Raw genomic sequence first — 18,126 nt, 5'->3', positions numbered from 1 at the left:
CCTTAGAGGTAATTGACCGTGACACGATAGTCGCCGCCGATCACCAGATATTCCGCTTCGCCCTTGAGCGCATGGCGCGAAAGAAGATCGTTGAAGAACAGGATTTTTGCCGTGGGTACGTGTGCCTCCAGAATGGAATCGCCGAATTCGCATGCAATGTTGCGGTGCGCGGTGAACGATACGATGTTGTTCAGTCTGACCAGCGCTGGCCCGGTTCGCGGACGCGATTGGCCGCACAGGAGATTGTCCTCGCGAAAGTCGTTCACCCCGCGATACAGGGTGACGTGATGCCGCCCCGGCTGGAACCAGCGCCCGATTGACCATTGGCAGAATTCATACAACAGATCCAGCTGCGTATGGATGTCGTTGTTGTGAAAACGGCTGGACAGTTTTTCTTCCACGTAACGCAACCAGGCGCCGGACGCAAAGCGCGCGAGCGCAGCCTTGTGGAAGGTCGGGAACAAACCAAAGCGGCTTTCCGCCCAGCCTTTCATCACGGCGCCTTCACGGCTGTTGGAGTCATAGCCCCAGCCCTTGAGCAGGCGCAGATAACTGGCGCGAAACCGCCGTACCGGTGCGTCGCCTGGCTGCGTTTTCTTTGGTTTCTTTGGTGACAAATTGAACGTTTCGTCCATATAGCCCTGAAAACAGTTCCCCGCCTCGGCGTGACTGCCGACCGTGTTCAGGAGATCGAACAGCCGCGCATGGCTTTCATGCACGCCGCGGATATGCAGCGGCAGGGGATGGTCATTGAATGCCGCGCTCGCCAGCAGGCCGGTGGGAACGCCCACCAGATTGGCGCTGTGCCCGCGCAGCGCGGCAACGGTCATGTTGCGTGAATCGGAATAAGCGCCTGTTTGCGCCCCAATAATCCATCCACCTTTCTGCGCGCATTTTCCACCGTCAACGGTTTCACCAGCAGGCCATCGATGCCTGCGTTTTGACACGCAGCCACCAGCGGATCCTCGCGGGTGTCCGCGACCAGCAGAATCTTCGCGCTGGACAGGCGCGAGCGGATGAGCGGCAACACTTCCATCCCGCGCTCCTGCACGACATCGATGCCCAACAGCAGCAGGTCGGGCTTCCAATCTATGCTTTTGTCGAATGCCGCTTCGAGGCTGGACAGGTCATGGGTTTCGTTCTCGTCGTGCAGCATGAACTGCAGCACCATGCGCGTGAGGTCGTCGTTGGCCACCACGAACAGGCGTTTGTTGTCCACTGCCTTTGCACTCTCTACGCCGATTTGCATCGCACTTCTCCCGGGGTCTTGTCTGTGAAAATCTCTGTGGAAACCGAAGAAAAGCAAGAAGTGTTCCGGGCGCGTGAATCACGCTCACATGCGGCCTGGCTGTGCGAACGGCATGCAAAATCCATGTCGCATGTCGGACAAGGCGGGGCGTGTGTAGGGTTAGCGACAAAGACTGAAATTCGGTTGGGCGGCCAGGGTGGCGGATTGCCGGGACGCGGGTGCGTGGCACGTGCGTTGCTACGATAGATCGACCAATCGAGGCCGCCATGATTTTCTCCCGCACCCGTCAATATGCCATCCAGGCGCTGATCTATCTGGCCGCCCTGCCGTTGGCGCTATCGCGGCACTGAAGGTTTTCCCCCGTGGTATTTCTTTTTTGGCTTGTCCCCTTCGCGACAGCGTTTTAGGTGTTTGTCGTATTTGCAACAAGCAGTTCCATACCTTTTATATTCAAATAATATAAATAAAAACAATAAGTTATTAACTTGAATTGCGTGTGGCACGGTCGTTGCTGTGTATTGGTCGTGCAGCGAATGTTTTGCCGGATCCGTATTCGAATAAGAAGAAGAAGAAAGGTGCGCAGCAGAATTTTTTGAGTCGGCTGAGTGCTTGCTGCCAGGGTGAATCGATTTTGATTTTTTAAACTTTAAGGAGATACACATGGCTAAATTAAGGCAAATCGCCTTCTACGGCAAAGGCGGGATTGGTAAATCCACCACCTCGCAAAACACCTTGGCGGCTCTGTCCGACCTGGGCCAGAAAATCCTCATTGTCGGTTGCGATCCCAAGGCCGATTCCACCCGTCTGATTCTGCACGCCAAAGCCCAGGACACCATCCTGAGCCTGGCCGCCGAAGCCGGCAGCGTGGAAGACCTCGAGCTCGAGGATGTGATGAAAGTGGGTTACAAAGACATCCGTTGCGTTGAGTCCGGCGGCCCTGAGCCTGGCGTGGGTTGTGCCGGTCGTGGCGTGATCACTTCCATCAACTTCCTGGAAGAAGAGGGCGCTTACGACGGCATCGACTATGTTTCCTACGACGTGCTCGGCGACGTGGTGTGCGGCGGTTTTGCCATGCCCATCCGCGAGAACAAGGCGCAGGAAATCTACATCGTCATGTCCGGCGAGATGATGGCCATGTACGCGGCCAACAACATCTCCAAGGGCATTCTGAAGTACGCCAACTCGGGCGGCGTGCGCCTCGGCGGGCTGATATGCAACGAGCGCCAGACCGACAAGGAACTGGAACTGGCCGAATCGCTGGCTGCCAAGCTGGGCACCAAGCTGATCCACTTTGTGCCGCGCGACAACGTCGTGCAACACGCCGAACTGCGCCGGATGACGGTGATTGAATACGCGCCCGATTCCAAGCAGGCTCAAGAGTACCGTGACCTGGCCCTGAAGATCCACAACAACTCCGGCAACGGCATCATCCCGACGCCCATCACCATGGACGAACTGGAAGACATGCTGATGGAGCACGGCATCATGAAGCCGGTCGATGAGTCTATCGTCGGCAAGACTGCCGCGGAACTTGCAGCAGAAGCAGCAGCTGCGTAATTGAGCCTCGTCGCCTGCGCGCCTTCACGGTGCAAAGGCGACGGGGACTCAGCAGAGGGAAACCTCTGCCAAGGGCATCGCCGTTGCACGAAACGGTGTCATTCGCAGAGCTTTCCCAGGAACAGGAAAGTCGGTGTTTTTTAGTGTTTACATCTCATAGGAGGGCGCAATGAGCCTCACAGTCGAGCAAACGAAAGTAAGGAACCAGGAACTGATCAGTGAAGTCCTGAAGGTTTATCCGGACAAAACCGCAAAGCGTCGCGCCAAGCATCTGGGCACCTTTGAGGAAGGCAAACCGGATTGCGGCGTGAAGTCCAACGTCAAGTCCATTCCGGGCGTGATGACCATTCGCGGTTGCGCCTACGCCGGTTCCAAGGGCGTGGTGTGGGGGCCGATCAAGGACATGATCCACATCAGCCACGGACCGGTCGGTTGCGGTCAGTACTCCTGGGCCGCGCGCCGCAACTACTACATCGGCACCACCGGCATCGACAGCTTTGTAACCATGCAGTTCACATCCGACTTCCAGGAGAAGGACATCGTCTTCGGCGGCGACAAGAAGCTGGAAAAGATCATGGACGAGATCCAGGTGCTGTTCCCGCTGAACAAGGGCATCACCGTGCAGTCCGAGTGCCCGATCGGCCTGATCGGCGACGACATCGAAGCAGTGTCGAAGAAGAAGTCCAAGGAATACGACGGCAAGACCATCGTGCCGGTGCGTTGCGAGGGTTTTCGCGGCGTGTCGCAGTCGCTCGGCCACCACATCGCCAACGACACCATCCGCGACTGGGTTTTCGACAAGGGCGACAAGCATCCCGAGTTCGTCCCTACGCCGTATGACGTGGCCATCATCGGCGACTACAACATCGGCGGCGATGCCTGGGCTTCGCGCATCCTACTGGAAGAAATGGGGCTGCGCGTGATCGCGCAGTGGTCCGGAGACGGCTCCATTGCCGAGCTGGAAAATTCACCCAAGGCCAAGCTCAACGTGCTGCACTGCTACCGCTCGATGAATTACATCTCGCGCCACATGGAAGAGAAGTACGGTATTCCCTGGGTCGAGTACAACTTCTTCGGCCCGTCTAAAATCGAAGCGTCCCTGCGTGAAATTGCCAGCCACTTCGACGACAAGATCAAGGAAGGCGCCGAGAAGGTGATCGCCAAGTATCGCAAGATGATGGACGCGGTGATCGAGAAGTACAAACCGCGCCTGGCCGACAAGACCGTCATGCTGTTCGTCGGCGGACTGCGCCCGCGTCACGTCATCGGCGCCTACGAGGATCTGGGCATGAATGTAGTCGGTACCGGCTATGAGTTCGGCCACAACGACGATTACCAGCGCACCACGCACTACGTCAAGGACGGCACTCTGATTTATGACGACGTGACCGGCTACGAATTCGAGAAATTCGTCGAGAAGATCCAGCCCGACCTGGTCGGCTCCGGCATCAAGGAAAAGTACGTGTTCCAGAAGATGGGCGTGCCGTTCCGTCAGATGCACTCCTGGGACTACTCGGGTCCGTACCACGGCTACGACGGCTTCGCCATCTTCGCCCGCGACATGGACATGGCGATCAACAACCCGGTGTGGGGTCTGACCAAGGCACCGTGGAAGTAATGAGTGACAGGGATTAGGGATCAGGGGCTAGGGGGTTTTGTGCGCTTTGCGCCTGTTTCCAAAAACCCTCGCTCAGCGACTCACCCCCTAATTCCTAGCCCCTAGTCCCTAACCCCTTTTTAGGAGAACAAAATGACCCAGGACGTAGAAAACGTAGTCGACCATCTCAATCTGTTCCGTAGTCCGGAATACAAGGAGATGTTCGCAGACAAGCGCAAGAATTTCGAATTCGCTCATCCCGATGACAAGATCAAGGAAACAGCCGAGTGGACCAAGGGCTGGGAATACCGCGAGTTGAATTTCCAGCGCGAGGCACTGACCGTCAATCCGGCCAAGGCCTGCCAGCCGTTGGGTGCGGTGTTTGTCGCCGTCGGCTTTGAAGGCACCATCCCATTTGTGCATGGTTCGCAGGGGTGCGTCGCTTATTACCGCAGCCACTTCAGCCGCCATTTCAAGGAGCCTTCCTCCTGCGTGTCCTCTTCCATGACGGAAGATGCAGCGGTGTTCGGCGGCCTGAACAACATGATCGACGGCCTGGCCAACACCCACTCCATGTACAAGCCGAAGATGATTGCTGTTTCCACCACCTGCATGGCGGAAGTGATCGGCGACGACCTCAACGGCTTTATTTCAACGGCTCGAGAAAAGGGTAGCGTGCCGGCAGATTTCCCCGTGCCTTTCGCGCACACCCCGGCTTTCGTCGGCAGCCACATCACCGGTTACGACAATGCGCTCAAGGGCATCGTCCACTACTTCTGGGAAGGCAAGGAACGCACGCCCAGCGAGAAGATCAACTTCATCGGCGGCTTCGATGGTTACACCGTCGGCAACCTGCGCGAAGTCAAGCGCATATTCGACCTGATGGGTGTGAATTACACCATCCTGGCCGACAACAGCGATGTGTGGGATACCCCGGCCGACGGCGAATTCCGCATGTACGACGGCGGCACCACGCTGGATGACGCCAAGGCTGCGATCAATGCCAAGGCCACTATTTCGATGCAGCAATATTGCACCGAGAAGACGCTGGACTACATCGCCAAAACCGGTCAGGAAACCGTGGCTTTCAATCACCCGGTGGGTGTGGCGGCGACCGACAAGTTCCTGATGGAAGTGTCGCGTATCACCGGCAAACCGATTCCCGATGCGCTAACCAAGGAACGCGGTCGTCTGGTGGACGCCATTGCCGACTCCAGTGCGCATATCCACGGCAAGAAGTTCGCCATCTACGGCGATCCGGATCTGTGCTACGGACTGGCTGGCTTCTTGATGGAGCTGGGCGCCGAGCCGGTGCACGTGCTCTCCACCAACGGCGGCAAGGAATGGGAAATCAAGATGCAGGCACTGTTCGACAGCTCGCCATTCGGCAAATCCTGCCACGTTTACCCCGGCAAGGACCTGTGGCACATGCGCTCGCTGCTCAATACCGAGCCGGTGGATTTCCTGATCGGCAACACCTACGGCAAGTATCTGGAGCGCGATACCGGCACGCCGCTGATCCGCATTGGCTTCCCGGTGTTCGACCGCCATCACCACCACCGTTATCCGGTGTGGGGCTACCAGGGCACGATGAACGTGCTGGTGTGGCTGCTGGACAAGATCTTCGACGAAATGGACAAGAACACCATCATCCCGGCGAAGACCGATTACAGCTTCGACATCATCCGGTAAGGGTAAGCAGTGAGTAGTGAGTAGTAGGAAGGTGAGCGGTCGGCCGATTCAGGGCCGGGTCGACCGCAACAACCGAGTGCGACAAGACCAGGGCTGGGAGCGAGCGACTATGAGTACATTGAGCAGCAAGGTTCAGGAAGTCTTCGACGAACCCGCTTGCGGCAAGAACCAGGCGAAAGGCGAGAAGGAACGCAAGAAGGGGTGTACCAAGCAGCTGGTGCCCGGCGCCGCGGCCGGTGGCTGCGCCTTCGACGGCGCCAAGATCGCGCTGCAACCGATCACCGATGTCGCGCACCTGGTACACGGCCCCATCGCCTGCGAAGGCAACTCGTGGGACAACCGCGGTGCCAAGTCGTCCGGCTCCAGACTCTACCGGACCGGCTTCACTACTGACATTAACGAACTCGACGTGGTCTACGGCGGCGAGAAGCACCTGTTTAAATCGGTCAAGGAAATCCTGGACAAGTACGATCCGGCTGCGGTGTTCGTCTACCAGACCTGCGTTACCGCGCTGATCGGCGACGACATCGAGGCGGTGTGCAAGGCCGCCACCCAGAAATTCGGCAAGCCGGTGATACCGGTCGACGCGCCCGGCTTCGTCGGCAACAAGAATCTCGGCAACAAGCTGGCCGGCGAAGCGCTGCTCGATTACGTGATCGGCACCGAGGAACCCGACACCACCACGCCCTACGACATCAATATCATCGGCGAGTACAACCTGGCCGGTGAGCTGTGGCAGGTGAAGCCGCTGCTGGACGAAATGGGCGTGCGTATCCTGTCCTGCATTTCCGGCGACGCCAAGTATCGCGAGGTGGCGTATTCGCATCGCGCCAAGGCTGCGATGATGGTGTGCTCCAAGGCCATGATCAACATCGCCCGCAAGATGGAAGAGCGCTACGAGATTCCCTTCTTTGAAGGCTCCTTCTACGGCATCACCGACATGAGTGACTCCCTGCGCAACATTGCCAAGATGCTGGTGGACAAGGGAGCGCCTGCGGATCTGCTGGACCGTGCCGAAGCCATCATCCAGCGCGAAGAGGCTGCCTTCTGGGTGCAGATGGAGCCGTACAAGGATCGCCTGAAAGGTGTGAAGGTGCTGCTCATCACCGGCGGCGTGAAATCCTGGTCGGTGGTCTCCGCGCTGCAGGAAGTGGGCATGGAAATCGTCGGCACCAGCGTGAAGAAGTCCACCCTCGAAGACAAGCAGAAAATCAAGGAACTGATGGGCGAGGACGCGCACATGGTCGATGACATGACCCCGCGCGAAATGTACAGGATGCTCAAGGACGCGCAGGCCGACATCATGCTCTCCGGCGGACGCTCCCAGTTCATAGCGCTCAAGGCCAAGATGCCCTGGCTCGACATCAACCAGGAACGCCACCACGCCTATGCCGGCTACGACGGCATGGTGACGCTGGTGCGCGAGATTGCCAATGCGCTGTACAACCCGATCTGGGAGCAGGTGCGCAAGCCGGCGCCCTGGGAAATGCAAGGCGAAAAAAAGCTAGCCACAGAGCACACAGAGGTGTTGCTGGGTGATTTTCGCTCTGTGCCCTCTGTGGCTTGAATTGGGTTTTTTAGGAAATTGATATGGCTACCGTCACCCACGTCAAGAAATCCTGCGCGGTGAATCCGCTCAAGATGAGCGCGCCGATCGGCGCTGCGCTGGCCTTCACCGGGCTGGACAACTGCATGCCCACTCTGCACGGCTCGCAGGGCTGCACCGCCTTCGGCCTGGTGCTGTTCGTGCGCCACTTCAAGGAAGCGGTGCCGATGCAGACCACCGCGATGAACGAGGCCACCACCATCATGGGCGGCTACGACAACGTGGAGCAGGCCATCCTCAACATCCACAAGCGCGCCCATCCGTCCATCATCGCCATTGCTTCGACCGGCCTCACTGAAACCAAGGGCGACGATGTGGACGGCTATCTGACACTGATCCGCAAGAAGCACCCGGAGCTGGATGAGGTGGCGCTGGTGTATGTCTCGACGCCGGACTATGTCGGCGCCTTCCAGGACGGCTGGGCCAAGGCGGTGGCCAAGATTGTGAAGGAGCTGGCCGAGCCCGGCCCGCAAAGCGCCGGACAGATCAATGTGCTCGCCGGCAGCCACCTCACCCCCGGCGACATTGAAGAGATACGCGAACTGGTTGAAGCCTTCGGTCTGAAACCGATCATTCTGCCGGATCTGTCGGGTTCAATGGATGGCCATATTCCGGACAACTTCAGTCCCACCACGTTGGGTGGCACGACGCTGGTGGAAATCCGCGCTACAGGCAGATCCGGATTCACGCTGGCCATCGGCGAACACATGCGCGAGGCCGCGCAGACCCTGCAGGATAAATGCGGGGTGCCATTCGAGGTGCTGGAAAGCCTCACCGGGCTCGACACCAACGATCGCCTGATGACCCTGCTGGCGTCGAAATCCGGCCGACCGGCGCCGAACAAATACCGCCGCCAGCGCAGCCAGTTGATGGATGCCATGCTGGACGCGCACTTTTACTTCGGCGGCAAGAAAATCGCCATCGGTGCCGAGCCGGATCTGCTGGTTGCCGTCGGCAAGCTGTTGGTCGGCATTGGCGCGGAGCTCACCGCCGTGGTGACGACGACGCCGTCGCCGGTGCTGGCACACCTGCCAGCGCAGGAAGTGCTGATCGGCGATCTGGAAGATTTGGAGCAGCGGGCGCAGGGCTGCGATCTGCTGGTGACCCACTCGCACGGCCGCCAGATGGCGGAGCGGCTGAAGCTGCCGTTTTTGCGCATGGGCATTCCCATGTTCGACCGCCTGGGCGCGGCGCATCAGGTGACAGTGGGTTACCGCGGAACGCGCAACCTGATTTTCGAAATAGCCAATATGTTCATGGCGGCGGCGCACGAGCCGGAACCGGACGATTGGCGTCAACCCGCAGCACAAGGAGCGGAATGCGGGAGTTGTGCGCCGGCTGCGGCTCATTGACAGCAGCCCGGATGAACGTTTTTCAAATGGAGGCACTATGAAAGTAGCGTTTTGTACACAGGACATGAAGCGGGTTGACGCGCACTTCGGCTGGGCGAAGAACATTGCCATCTACGAGGTGACACCGGACGGTTCGAGTTTCACCGAGGCGATCGTGTTTGACGGCGACCTCGAGGAAGACGGCAACGAGGACAAGCTCGCGCCGAAGCTGGAAGCGATCAAGGACTGCGCCATTCTTTACGTGGCGGCGATCGGCGGTTCGGGTGCGGCGCGGGTGGTGGCCAGCAAGATTCACCCGATCAAGGTGCAGGAGCCGGAAGTGATCGACGACATCCTGCTCAAGTTGCAAGGAGTGCTGAAGGGCACACCGCCGCCATGGCTGCGCAAGGTGCTGGAGAAGGGTCAGGAAAAAACGTTCGATTTTGATGAAGAAGAGGTTAACGATGCCTAATGCCGAAGCCACGGTTGCTACAGCCGCCGATCCGATGCAGTCACTGTTCGTGAAGGAACTGATCAAGCAGTGGCGCGCCCAGGACACCCACGGCGTGTGGGAGGGCAAGACCGACGCCACCCTGCTCGCGCCCTACATCATTACCAAAGAGCAGCGCAGGCAATTGCCGATCATCGGCGACCCCGATCCGGAAACCCTGTGGCGGATGGAGTTGTACTACAACGCCATCGGGCTGGCCATCGAGCGGCAGACCGGCGTCATGGTATCGCCCATGATGAAAATGTCCCACGAGGGCTTCGGTCGCCTGGTGCTGCTCGCCGGGCGTCTGGTCGCGGTCAACAAGCAATTGCGCGACGTCAACCGCTTCGGATTCGAGAGCATGGAAAAGCTCGCTGAAGAAGGGGAAAAGCAGGTTGCGGCGGGTGTCGGCATGGTGAATCAATTTCCCGACGCGGCCAAATATGAATAAGCCGCGTTGGTGTGCGGCGAGTGGGCGGACGTGAATCCAAACCGGGTTCAAGACGCCGAATGAAGCTGAAAGGAGCAAATCATGGCTTTAGTACTTGAACGTGGAGTGGACGTCGACGTACCTCATTGGTTGGACATGATCGAAAACATCGAACATGAACGATTACTCGCCGAATCTGCGAAAAAGATCGAAGGGAAAGAAAACGTGGAAGAGAAAGAAGCGCTGAAAGCAGAGGTGAAGAAACTCAATGCACGCGCGATGGAAGCCCGCATGGCGCTGCACGACCTGTCAGAGGAACTGCCCGCCGGTCTGGAGACAGTCATGGACGTGGCGCAGCAGACCGTCGCAGCCTTCCAGAATCTGGACGCGGCGCGCAAAAAGCTGGCCGCCGCCACGGCGTGAGGTGAATCATGAGCAAGCCGGTCACCATCACCCTGCCTGACGGGCGCAGCTGGACGCCGAAGTTCGTCCACGCCATCAAAGAGGAAAAATGCATCGGCTGCGGGCGCTGCTTCCGGGTGTGCGGACGCGACGTGCTGCAACTCAAGGGTGTGAACGCAGACGGCGAATATGTCGAGGTCGCTCTGGGCGATGACGACGACGATGACGACGCCGAGTACGAGAAAAAGGTCATGACCATCGTCAACCAGATGAACTGCGTCGGCTGCGAGGCGTGCGCCAAAATCTGCCCGAAACAGTGCTATGACCACGAAGTGATGGAGGCGGACTGACATGCGCCGCGACCTGCTCGATTTCGACATGCTTATGCGCCATGCGCGCGACCCCGAGGATGTGCTTGCGCAAACCTTCGCGCGCGTCATCGTGGCGGCGGCACGCGGCACGCTCGCTGCGCCCGGCATCGGCATGGGTCTGGATCGCAAGCGCTTCGGCGCGCTGGTGGCGTGCTACTTTCCCGGCGCGGAAATGCAACTGTTCGGCGCACGCTGCGATCCCGCCGCACCCTGCGCCGACTGCACGCCGGTGCCTTTGAATGAGTTCGAGGATCTGCTGGACCTGCTGTTGGAACACCGCTCCGATGTCAGCGAGCAGACCGAGTGGTTGGCCTACGCCGTCGCCAGCGGCTGCATGGGTGGCGACCACCTCTACCAGGACATGGGGATGCCCGATCGCCAGGCATTATCCGCCCTGCTGGAACGTTACTTCACTGCGCTCTACCTGAAAAACGTGGGCAACATGAAGTGGAAAAAATTTTTCTACAAGCAGCTTTGCGACCGCGCCGAGATCAAGATGTGCCCGGCACCGAGTTGCCAGGTCTGCAACGACTACCACAATTGTTTTGGCTCCGAAGAGGATGAGCTGACCTTGGCGATGGAAGAAAAAGCTGCTCGGTAGGAATCATTGGACCGGTATCTCCGTCCAATATTCGGACTCCGTTAACCGCCTGTATTCTCCGGAAGGAACCAATTCATGAACTCCGCTTTGTCAACGCTGCTCGCAGCCGGTCTCGTTGCCTTTGATTTGGTTGCTGGCTCGGCCAGCGCAGACGAGGTGCAGGTGGCCGTGGCCGCCAATTTTACTGCGCCGATGCAGAAAATCGCCGCCGATTTCGAGAAGGACACCGGCCACAAGGCGCTGCTGTCTTTCGGCGCAACCGGCAGTTTCTACGTCCAGATCAGGAACGGCGCCCCCTTCGATATCCTGCTCGCCGCCGATGCTGAAACCCCATCCAGGCTGGAGAAGGAAGGGCTGGGCGTGTCCGGCAGCCGCTTCACCTACGCCATCGGCAAGCTGGTGCTGTGGAGTGCCAAGCCTGGATTCGTGGACGGCAAGGGCGACGTGCTGAACAAGGGTGACTTCAGGCACGTAGCCATTGCCAACCCGAAACTTGCCCCCTATGGCGCAGCCGCCATGGAAGCGCTGACCAGGCTCGGCCTGCTGACCGCGCTACAGCCCAAGTTCGTGCAGGGAGAAAGCATCGCCCAGACTTATCAGTTTATCGCCACCGGCAACGCCGAACTGGGCTTCGTCGCCCTGTCCCAGGTGCTTAACAAGGAAGGCAAGCTGGTCAGCGGTTCGGCCTGGGTGGTGCCCGCCAGCCTGTACATGCCCATCCGCCAGGACGCGGTGATCCTCACCCATGGCAAAGACAAGGCAGCCGCCGCTGCTCTGATGAAGTACCTGAAGGGCGACAAGGCGAGGGCGGTGATCAAAGCCTACGGCTACGGATTTTATTGATCCGGCACGAATTATTCATGAATCCGCATAAGCGACCTTAGGGTCTTTGAAGTAGCGCTTCACCCGTTCCGTCATTTGCTCACGAAATTTCGCCGGATAGGGCGGCTTGGGGGTATGTGGTTTGCGCACTTCGGACTTCTTCTGCAAAAACAATAAGGTGTCCGTGAAATGGGGTCAACTTCAAGTCCACATTGGCGAGCTGCTACAGAAAATAAAGCGTGATTGGCACAGCGCTGGCACAGTGAATGCCGCAACAATATAGAATACATGAACAAGAATCTGGCACGATTCTGGCACACTGAGATATGCCGAATGTGTAGTAAGTAAGAGTGGGCTGGCTGGTTCGTACCAGCTACCTATTTGGATTTATAAATGAATGGTTGGGGTGGATGATGGGGCTCGAACCCACGACAACCGGAATCACAATCCGGGACTCTACCAACTGAGCTACATCCACCGTTGAAAACTGGCCTGCCCGACAGGAATCGAACCTGTAACCCCCAGCTTAGAAGGCTGGTGCTCTATCCGGTTGAGCTACGGGCAGCTCATGAACCGACCATGGCACCGGCTAGCCGGGCAAAAAACTTGGTCGGGGCGGAGAGATTTGAACTCCCGACATCCTGGTCCCAAACCAGGCGCGCTACCAGACTACGCTACGCCCCGAGAGGTCGAGACTATACCCGTGCTCGCGAATATGGTCAATCCACTTCTTGAGTATGGGGCATGAAAAATGCGATGATTGCGGCTTTATAACGCGCACCAAAATATCATGCCCGCACAAATTCTTGATGGAAAAAGCCTGTCCGAACGCATGATAGCGGACGTGCAAAAGCGTATTGCCGGACGTGTGGCTGCCGGAAAATCGGCGCCTACGCTCGCGGTCATTCTGGTGGGCAGCGATCCGGCCTCGGCCATTTATGTTCGCAACAAGCGCAATGCGTGTGCCAAGGCCGGAGTGCGTTCCATTTCCCATGATCTGCCGGCGGATACCAGTCAGGAGGTCTTGCTGGCACTGATTGACGAACTCAATGCGGACGCTACGGTGGACGGCATTCTGGTGCAACTGCCGCTGCCGCCGCATATTGATCCGGAAACGGTCATCGAGCGCACGCATTCCGACAAGGATGTGGATGGCTTCCATCCCTATAATATTGGCCGCCTGGCTGTGCGCATGCCGACACTGCGCTCATGTACCCCATACGGGGTGATGGTGTTGTTGCGTTCGGCACATGCCGACTTGAAGGGTTTGCACGCAGTGGTGGTGGGCTCATCCAACCATGTCGGCCGTCCGATGGGGCTGGAGTTGCTGCTGGCAGGCTGTACCGTTACCACCTGTCACCGCTTTACCCGGGATCTGGCCAGCTTTGTGCGCCAGGCCGATATTGTGGTGGTCGCCGTGGGCAAGCCGGGTCTGGTGAAGGGTGAATGGATCAAACCCGGCGCGACAGTGGTGGATGTGGGCATCAATCGCCTGGCCGATGGCAGCCTGTGCGGCGATGTGGAATACGCATCGGCCGCAGAGCGTGCCGCGTGGATTACACCGGTGCCGGGGGGGGTAGGCCCCATGACGGTGGCAATGCTGCTGCAAAACACGCTGCAAACACTCGAAACCCATCAGCCCTGACGCTTATTCCGCATGCCAGGCGCGTATGGCGGCCAGATTGACGCAAGACTGGCCATGCAGGCTGCCGTGGATTACCTGCGGGGTATGCCCCGGTTCACCCAGATCTGACAGTACCGCTGCTGCGCCGCTAAAATCATGGTCGCTGGTGTAATCGTTGATCGTTACCAGGGTTTTCAATCCGGCATTCAGGCTGGAGCGGATGCCGTTCTCCGAATCCTCAAATGCGAAGCAGGCCTCCGGTGACAGTTTCATTTGCTGGAGCGCCCAAACATAAATATCCGGCGCGGGCTTTTTTGCAGGCACGATATCGCCCGCAGCGATGACTTCAAACCAGTCGCTGGCGTCTTCTGCCAGGCTGTGGCGCAACAAAGCCGTGACGTTTTCCGGGGTAGTGGTGGTGGCGATGGCGAGGCGCAGCCCTGCCGAGCGCGCCTCGTGCAACAGGCGTTTGACGCCAGGACGCATAGGGATTTCGCCGTGGCTGAGCAACTCGGTATAGTGACGCGTTTTGGCGCGATGCAGTTCGGCCACCAGATCAGCAAAATCGGCAGCTGGCGCATAATCGGTACGGAAATGCGACACGTAATATTGCATGCGTTCCTTGCCACCTGTGACGGTGAGTAATTTTCCGTATAATGCTACGTCCCAGTCCCAGTCCAGACCATATTCACGGAACGCTGCGTTGAATGCCATGCGGTGACCGTCGCGCTCTGTATCGGCGAGTGTGCCGTCTACGTCAAACAGTAATGCTTGTAATTCCATTGACTAGCCTTTATATGAAGTTTGTTGCTCTACGGGGATATTTCTGCTATTAAAGCGGTTTGTCTTTTTTCAGCATTTGGAAGCGGTAACTATTATGGCGACAGAATTCACCAAGTTCACACCTTACGTACCAAAAAAAGGTGAGGAGTATATGAGTGCCAAGCAACTCGGGCATTTTCGCAAAATCCTGGAAGGCTGGAAAGGCGAATTGTCGCAGGACATTGATGGCACCATCCATGCCATGCAGGAAGACGCCACCTTGTTTGCCGATCCCAATGATCGTGCCAGTCAGGAATCCGACATGGCGCTGGAACTGCGCAACCGTGATCGTGAACGCAAGCTGATCAAAAAGATCGACGAAACCATCGCCAAGATTGAAAACAAGGATTACGGCTATTGCGAAGGCTGTGGCGTGGAGATTGGTCTGAAACGTCTGGAAGCTCGTCCGACTGCCACCCTGTGTATCGATTGCAAAACACTCGATGAATTCCGCGAGCGTCAGGTCGCTCGCTAAACCCGTATTGAATGGGCAGTACAGCAATGTCCGAGTTCGAATCCAAACTGAATGGTATGTTGTTCAGCCTGATGTCGTGGGAGCAATTGACGGCATTCTGGGCGCGGGTAGATATGAATGCAGGATGGTATCTGTATGCCGTGGGGCAAGAGGTACCCAGCGTACCCGCAGCGTATGAACAGGTGTCCCTGTTCGTGCAGAAAATTGATGCATTGCTGCGCCATGAGCATGAAGAAAGCTACTGCGGTATCGTTTATGCAGATGATCTCGAACAGCCGAGTTTTATCAAGATCTACGACCCCGGCAATCTGGGCGTGTCGTGTGGCTCCAGTAAAATAAAAGTACAGCCCGGTTGGGTGATGAGCCGGTTTGCTCCCATCGAACTGCAGGCCAAAGCCGTGCCTGCCAACCGCACGCGCTGGTGGCAGGGTCTGTTCAGCAGCTGATAAGGTTTTGAGCGGCAATAAAAAAGCAGCCGGATGGCTGCTTTTTTATTGCCTGAATCACAAACCTGCAATTTACTCGGTAGGTGCGGCTTGCTCGGTCTTGACGGGTGGTTCCAGCAGGGCCTTCATGGACAGGCGCAGGCGGCCTTTCTCATCGGCCTCCAGCACCTTGACCTTGACCTGCTGGCCTTCGGTCAGGTATTCGCTCACTGCGTTGACACGCTCGTGGGCAATCTGGGAGATATGCAGCAAACCGTCTTTGCCTGGCAACACGCTGACAATGGCGCCGAAATCGAGCAGCTTGATCACGGTACCGTCGTAGGCCTTGCCGACTTCGACTTCAGCAGTAATTTCAGCGATACGCTTTTTGGCGGCTTCACCGGCTTCGCTGCTGGTGCAGGCGATTTTTACGGTGCCATCTTCATCAATATCAATCTGGGTGCCGGTTTCTTCGGTCAGCGCGCGAATCACGGCGCCGCCCTTACCGATCACGTCGCGGATTTTTTCCGGATTGATCTTCATGGTGATGATGCGCGGCGCGTAGGCAGACATTTCAACGCGCGGTGCTTCCACGGCGGATTTCATGATGCCGAGGATGTGCAGGCGGCCTTCCTTGGCCTGATCGAGCGCCACTTTCATGATTTCCTTGGTGATGCCGGTAATCTTGATGTCCATCTGCAGGGCGGTGACACCCGCTTCGGTACCAGCCACCTTGAAGTCCATGTCGCCGAGGTGATCTTCATCGCCCAGGATATCGGTGAGCACGGCGAAGCGGTTGCCGTCCTTGATCAATCCCATTGCGATACCCGCTACGTGGGCCTTCATTGGCACGCCCGCATCCATCAATGCCAGGCAACCTCCGCACACCGAGGCCATTGACGAAGAACCATTGGATTCGGTGATTTCCGATACCACGCGCATGGAATAGCCGAATTCTTCACGGCTCGGCAGAACGGCCAGCAACGCACGTTTGGCGAGGCGGCCATGGCCGATTTCGCGACGCTTGGGTGTGCCGACACGGCCGGTTTCGCCAGTGGCATAGGGGGGCATATTGTAGTGCAGCATGAAGCGGTCGCTGAACTCACCTTGCAGCGCATCCACTTTCTGTTCGTCGCGCCCGGTGCCCAGCGTGGAAACCACGAGCGCCTGTGTTTCTCCGCGGGTAAACAGAGCGGAGCCATGGGTGCGCGGCAGTACGCCGGTACGGATGGTAATGGGGCGTACGGTGCGGGTATCGCGGCCGTCGATGCGTGGTTCGCCGGACAGGATCTGGCCACGCACGATTTTGGCTTCCAGGTTATGAAAGACATCGTTGAATTCATTGACTTGCAGCGTACCCATATCCGCCGTGACCAATGCCTCCATCACCCGGGTGCGTACTGCGTCGATTTCTTGCGAACGGGCACGTTTCTGGCGCATGCGATAGGCCTGCTGCAGACCGGTTTCTGCCAGCTCGGTGACTTTGGCGACCAGCTCGGTATTGACCGCGGGAGGGGTCCATTCCCAAGGTTCAGGATTCACTTCATCGGCCAGTTCGTTGATCGCGTTGATGGCTACTTGCATCTGGGTATGTCCGTATACCACGGCACCGAGCATGATTTCTTCGGATAATTGTTGTGCCTCGGATTCCACCATCAGTACCGCGCTCTGGGTACCGGCAACGACGAGATCCAGCGCCGATTGGGGCAGCTCGCTGGCCAGCGGGTTGAGCACATATTCATTGTTGATAAAACCGACCCGCGCGGCGCCAATCGGGCCTTCGAACGGGATTCCCGAGATAGCTAGCGCAGCCGATGCGCCGATCAGTGCAGGAATGTCGGAATCCACTTCTGGGTTACTCGACATCACCGTGGCGATGATTTGCACTTCGTTGTAAAAAGCTTCGGGAAACAGCGGGCGCAACGGACGATCAATCAGGCGCGAAACCAGCGTTTCTTTCTCGGACGGACGACTTTCACGTTTCAGGAAGCCTCCGGGGATCTTGCCGGCGGCGTAAGTTTTTTCCTGATAATCCACAGTCAGCGGGAAGAAATCCTGGCCTGCCTTGACTTCCTGTTTGCCGACCACGGTGACCAGCACCACGGTGTCGTCCATGTTGACCAGGACTGCGCCACCAGCTTGACGAGCGATTTCGCCGGTTTCGAGCGTGACAGTATGGCGACCATACTGAAAGGATTTAGTAATCTTCATCGGATTCCTTTAGTTATCAAACAAAACCGCCCCGCGGTATCGGCGGGGCGGTATATGGTGCGGCGATAATGGTGCGCCCGGTATTTATTTGCGCAGACCCAGAGTCGCAATGATATTGCGATAACTGTCGTTATTGGTGCGCTTCAGGTAATCGAGCAATTTGCGACGACGGCTTACCATTTTTAGCAGGCCACGACGTGAGTGATGATCTTTGCTATTGGCTTTGAAGTGATCGGTCAAGCCATTGATACGCGCGGTGAGCAGGGCAACTTGCACTTCGGAAGAGCCCGTGTCGCCTGGGGCGTGTTGGTGTTCGGCAACGATTTTTGCTTTGTCTACTGCGGTGACAGCCATGGTGTTCTCCTATTTGGATAAAACAATCGCGAAGCGCTTCGGCTGGGATGCACTTCGTTCAAGAAAG

General features: G+C 57.8%; 19 protein-coding genes and 3 tRNA genes. 14 read left to right on the top strand and 8 right to left on the bottom strand.

Annotated features, from left to right (window positions below; genetic code table 11):
* Positions 1 to 2: 2 nt before the first annotated feature.
* On the bottom strand, positions 3 to 830 hold the full coding sequence (locus tag ACFDAU_RS11740) for an NAD(+)--dinitrogen-reductase ADP-D-ribosyltransferase (RefSeq protein ID WP_413437090.1): 828 nt from the start codon (positions 828 to 830) through the stop codon (positions 3 to 5).
* A complete protein-coding gene (locus tag ACFDAU_RS11735; RefSeq protein WP_413437089.1) occupies positions 827 to 1,249 on the bottom strand; it encodes a response regulator in 423 nt (140 codons plus the stop codon). Before ACFDAU_RS11735 ends, ACFDAU_RS11740 begins: the two co-directional genes overlap by 4 nt.
* 660 nt (positions 1,250 to 1,909) lie before the next feature.
* Here ACFDAU_RS11735 and nifH point away from each other — a divergent pair.
* The 11 genes from nifH to modA all read left to right on the top strand — a co-directional run bounded on the left by nifH (position 1,910) and on the right by modA (position 12,169).
* Positions 1,910 to 2,806, top strand: coding sequence for a nitrogenase iron protein (nifH, locus tag ACFDAU_RS11730; RefSeq protein WP_413437088.1), 897 nt, complete (start codon positions 1,910 to 1,912; stop codon positions 2,804 to 2,806).
* A 169-nt stretch (positions 2,807 to 2,975) separates the two neighbouring features.
* Entirely contained in the window at positions 2,976 to 4,424 is a 1,449-nt protein-coding gene (gene nifD, locus ACFDAU_RS11725; protein ID WP_413437087.1) for a nitrogenase molybdenum-iron protein alpha chain, read from the top strand.
* Positions 4,425 to 4,556: 132 nt separating this feature from the next.
* Complete coding sequence (nifK, locus tag ACFDAU_RS11720) at positions 4,557 to 6,095, top strand: nitrogenase molybdenum-iron protein subunit beta (RefSeq protein ID WP_413437086.1); 1,539 nt, start codon at positions 4,557 to 4,559, stop codon at positions 6,093 to 6,095.
* A 109-nt stretch (positions 6,096 to 6,204) separates the two neighbouring features.
* Positions 6,205 to 7,662 carry a nitrogenase iron-molybdenum cofactor biosynthesis protein NifE gene (gene nifE / locus ACFDAU_RS11715; RefSeq protein WP_413437085.1) on the top strand — a complete coding sequence of 486 codons (1,458 nt, stop codon included), beginning with the start codon at positions 6,205 to 6,207 and terminating at the stop codon, positions 7,660 to 7,662.
* Positions 7,663 to 7,685: 23 nt separating this feature from the next.
* A complete protein-coding gene (gene nifN / locus ACFDAU_RS11710; protein WP_413437084.1) occupies positions 7,686 to 9,053 on the top strand; it encodes a nitrogenase iron-molybdenum cofactor biosynthesis protein NifN in 1,368 nt (455 codons plus the stop codon).
* 37 nt (positions 9,054 to 9,090) lie between these two features.
* Positions 9,091 to 9,504 carry a nitrogen fixation protein NifX gene (gene nifX, locus ACFDAU_RS11705; protein ID WP_413437083.1) on the top strand — a complete coding sequence of 138 codons (414 nt, stop codon included), beginning with the start codon at positions 9,091 to 9,093 and terminating at the stop codon, positions 9,502 to 9,504.
* Positions 9,497 to 9,973 (top strand): NifX-associated nitrogen fixation protein, encoded by a 477-nt coding sequence (locus ACFDAU_RS11700; RefSeq protein WP_413437082.1) that lies wholly within the window; start codon positions 9,497 to 9,499, stop codon positions 9,971 to 9,973. Before nifX ends, ACFDAU_RS11700 begins: the two co-directional genes overlap by 8 nt.
* A gap of 81 nt (positions 9,974 to 10,054) precedes the next feature.
* The gene (locus ACFDAU_RS11695) at positions 10,055 to 10,375 is read left to right on the top strand and encodes a CCE_0567 family metalloprotein (protein ID WP_413437081.1); all 321 of its coding nucleotides are present in this window, start codon (positions 10,055 to 10,057) and stop codon (positions 10,373 to 10,375) included.
* Positions 10,376 to 10,383: 8 nt separating this feature from the next.
* Complete coding sequence (fdxB, locus tag ACFDAU_RS11690) at positions 10,384 to 10,704, top strand: ferredoxin III, nif-specific (protein WP_124704047.1); 321 nt, start codon at positions 10,384 to 10,386, stop codon at positions 10,702 to 10,704.
* A gap of 1 nt (position 10,705) precedes the next feature.
* Positions 10,706 to 11,326, top strand: a complete 621-nt coding sequence (locus ACFDAU_RS11685; protein WP_413437080.1) for a nitrogen fixation protein NifQ — start codon at positions 10,706 to 10,708, stop codon at positions 11,324 to 11,326.
* Between the two features lie 75 nt (positions 11,327 to 11,401).
* A complete protein-coding gene (modA, locus tag ACFDAU_RS11680; protein WP_413437079.1) occupies positions 11,402 to 12,169 on the top strand; it encodes a molybdate ABC transporter substrate-binding protein in 768 nt (255 codons plus the stop codon).
* Between the two features lie 381 nt (positions 12,170 to 12,550).
* On the opposite strand, the gene ACFDAU_RS11675 is transcribed toward modA, so the two are convergent.
* From ACFDAU_RS11675 to ACFDAU_RS11665, 3 genes are all read right to left on the bottom strand, one after another.
* Positions 12,551 to 12,626: transfer RNA gene (locus ACFDAU_RS11675), tRNA-His, on the bottom strand.
* A 10-nt stretch (positions 12,627 to 12,636) separates the two neighbouring features.
* A tRNA-Arg gene (locus tag ACFDAU_RS11670) sits at positions 12,637 to 12,713 on the bottom strand.
* 42 nt (positions 12,714 to 12,755) lie between these two features.
* Positions 12,756 to 12,832: transfer RNA gene (locus ACFDAU_RS11665), tRNA-Pro, on the bottom strand.
* Positions 12,833 to 12,938: 106 nt separating this feature from the next.
* Here ACFDAU_RS11665 and folD point away from each other — a divergent pair.
* Complete coding sequence (gene folD, locus ACFDAU_RS11660) at positions 12,939 to 13,793, top strand: bifunctional methylenetetrahydrofolate dehydrogenase/methenyltetrahydrofolate cyclohydrolase FolD (RefSeq protein WP_413437078.1); 855 nt, start codon at positions 12,939 to 12,941, stop codon at positions 13,791 to 13,793.
* Between the two features lie 3 nt (positions 13,794 to 13,796).
* Here folD and ACFDAU_RS11655 read toward each other — a convergent pair whose 3' ends face one another.
* Positions 13,797 to 14,555, bottom strand: a complete 759-nt coding sequence (locus ACFDAU_RS11655; protein WP_413437077.1) for an HAD family hydrolase — start codon at positions 14,553 to 14,555, stop codon at positions 13,797 to 13,799.
* A gap of 94 nt (positions 14,556 to 14,649) precedes the next feature.
* Here ACFDAU_RS11655 and dksA point away from each other — a divergent pair, with 94 nt between their 5' ends.
* A complete protein-coding gene (gene dksA, locus ACFDAU_RS11650) occupies positions 14,650 to 15,069 on the top strand; it encodes an RNA polymerase-binding protein DksA (protein ID WP_124705424.1) in 420 nt (139 codons plus the stop codon).
* A gap of 26 nt (positions 15,070 to 15,095) precedes the next feature.
* Entirely contained in the window at positions 15,096 to 15,515 is a 420-nt protein-coding gene (locus ACFDAU_RS11645) for a hypothetical protein (protein ID WP_413437076.1), read from the top strand.
* Between the two features lie 72 nt (positions 15,516 to 15,587).
* On the opposite strand, the gene pnp is transcribed toward ACFDAU_RS11645, so the two are convergent.
* Both pnp and rpsO read right to left on the bottom strand, forming a co-directional pair.
* The gene (gene pnp, locus ACFDAU_RS11640) at positions 15,588 to 17,705 is read right to left on the bottom strand and encodes a polyribonucleotide nucleotidyltransferase (RefSeq protein WP_413437075.1); all 2,118 of its coding nucleotides are present in this window, start codon (positions 17,703 to 17,705) and stop codon (positions 15,588 to 15,590) included.
* 84 nt (positions 17,706 to 17,789) lie between these two features.
* A complete protein-coding gene (gene rpsO, locus ACFDAU_RS11635) occupies positions 17,790 to 18,059 on the bottom strand; it encodes a 30S ribosomal protein S15 (protein ID WP_413437074.1) in 270 nt (89 codons plus the stop codon).
* Between the last annotated feature and the right edge of the window lie 67 nt (positions 18,060 to 18,126).

It is taken from the genome of Sulfuriferula sp. GW1, assembly GCF_047300855.1.
Taxonomy (GTDB): Bacteria; Pseudomonadota; Gammaproteobacteria; order Burkholderiales; family Sulfuriferulaceae; genus Sulfuriferula.
This window is presented reverse-complemented; position numbering and strand designations above follow the sequence as displayed.

What these genes read in the sequence shown, in the direction of transcription:
- ACFDAU_RS11740 (WP_413437090.1), bottom strand. Translation starts at nt 830, where the DNA reads ATGACCGTTGCCGCGCTGCGCGGGCACAGCGCCAATCTGGTGGGCGTT.
- ACFDAU_RS11735 (WP_413437089.1), bottom strand. Translation starts at nt 1,249, where the DNA reads ATGCAAATCGGCGTAGAGAGTGCAAAGGCAGTGGACAACAAACGCCTG.
- nifH (WP_413437088.1), top strand. Translation starts at nt 1,910, where the DNA reads ATGGCTAAATTAAGGCAAATCGCCTTCTACGGCAAAGGCGGGATTGGT.
- nifD (WP_413437087.1), top strand. Translation starts at nt 2,976, where the DNA reads ATGAGCCTCACAGTCGAGCAAACGAAAGTAAGGAACCAGGAACTGATC.
- nifK (WP_413437086.1), top strand. Translation starts at nt 4,557, where the DNA reads ATGACCCAGGACGTAGAAAACGTAGTCGACCATCTCAATCTGTTCCGT.
- nifE (WP_413437085.1), top strand. Translation starts at nt 6,205, where the DNA reads ATGAGTACATTGAGCAGCAAGGTTCAGGAAGTCTTCGACGAACCCGCT.
- nifN (WP_413437084.1), top strand. Translation starts at nt 7,686, where the DNA reads ATGGCTACCGTCACCCACGTCAAGAAATCCTGCGCGGTGAATCCGCTC.
- nifX (WP_413437083.1), top strand. Translation starts at nt 9,091, where the DNA reads ATGAAAGTAGCGTTTTGTACACAGGACATGAAGCGGGTTGACGCGCAC.
- ACFDAU_RS11700 (WP_413437082.1), top strand. Translation starts at nt 9,497, where the DNA reads ATGCCTAATGCCGAAGCCACGGTTGCTACAGCCGCCGATCCGATGCAG.
- ACFDAU_RS11695 (WP_413437081.1), top strand. Translation starts at nt 10,055, where the DNA reads ATGGCTTTAGTACTTGAACGTGGAGTGGACGTCGACGTACCTCATTGG.
- fdxB (WP_124704047.1), top strand. Translation starts at nt 10,384, where the DNA reads ATGAGCAAGCCGGTCACCATCACCCTGCCTGACGGGCGCAGCTGGACG.
- ACFDAU_RS11685 (WP_413437080.1), top strand. Translation starts at nt 10,706, where the DNA reads ATGCGCCGCGACCTGCTCGATTTCGACATGCTTATGCGCCATGCGCGC.
- modA (WP_413437079.1), top strand. Translation starts at nt 11,402, where the DNA reads ATGAACTCCGCTTTGTCAACGCTGCTCGCAGCCGGTCTCGTTGCCTTT.
- folD (WP_413437078.1), top strand. Translation starts at nt 12,939, where the DNA reads ATGCCCGCACAAATTCTTGATGGAAAAAGCCTGTCCGAACGCATGATA.
- ACFDAU_RS11655 (WP_413437077.1), bottom strand. Translation starts at nt 14,555, where the DNA reads ATGGAATTACAAGCATTACTGTTTGACGTAGACGGCACACTCGCCGAT.
- dksA (WP_124705424.1), top strand. Translation starts at nt 14,650, where the DNA reads ATGGCGACAGAATTCACCAAGTTCACACCTTACGTACCAAAAAAAGGT.
- ACFDAU_RS11645 (WP_413437076.1), top strand. Translation starts at nt 15,096, where the DNA reads ATGTCCGAGTTCGAATCCAAACTGAATGGTATGTTGTTCAGCCTGATG.
- pnp (WP_413437075.1), bottom strand. Translation starts at nt 17,705, where the DNA reads ATGAAGATTACTAAATCCTTTCAGTATGGTCGCCATACTGTCACGCTC.
- rpsO (WP_413437074.1), bottom strand. Translation starts at nt 18,059, where the DNA reads ATGGCTGTCACCGCAGTAGACAAAGCAAAAATCGTTGCCGAACACCAA.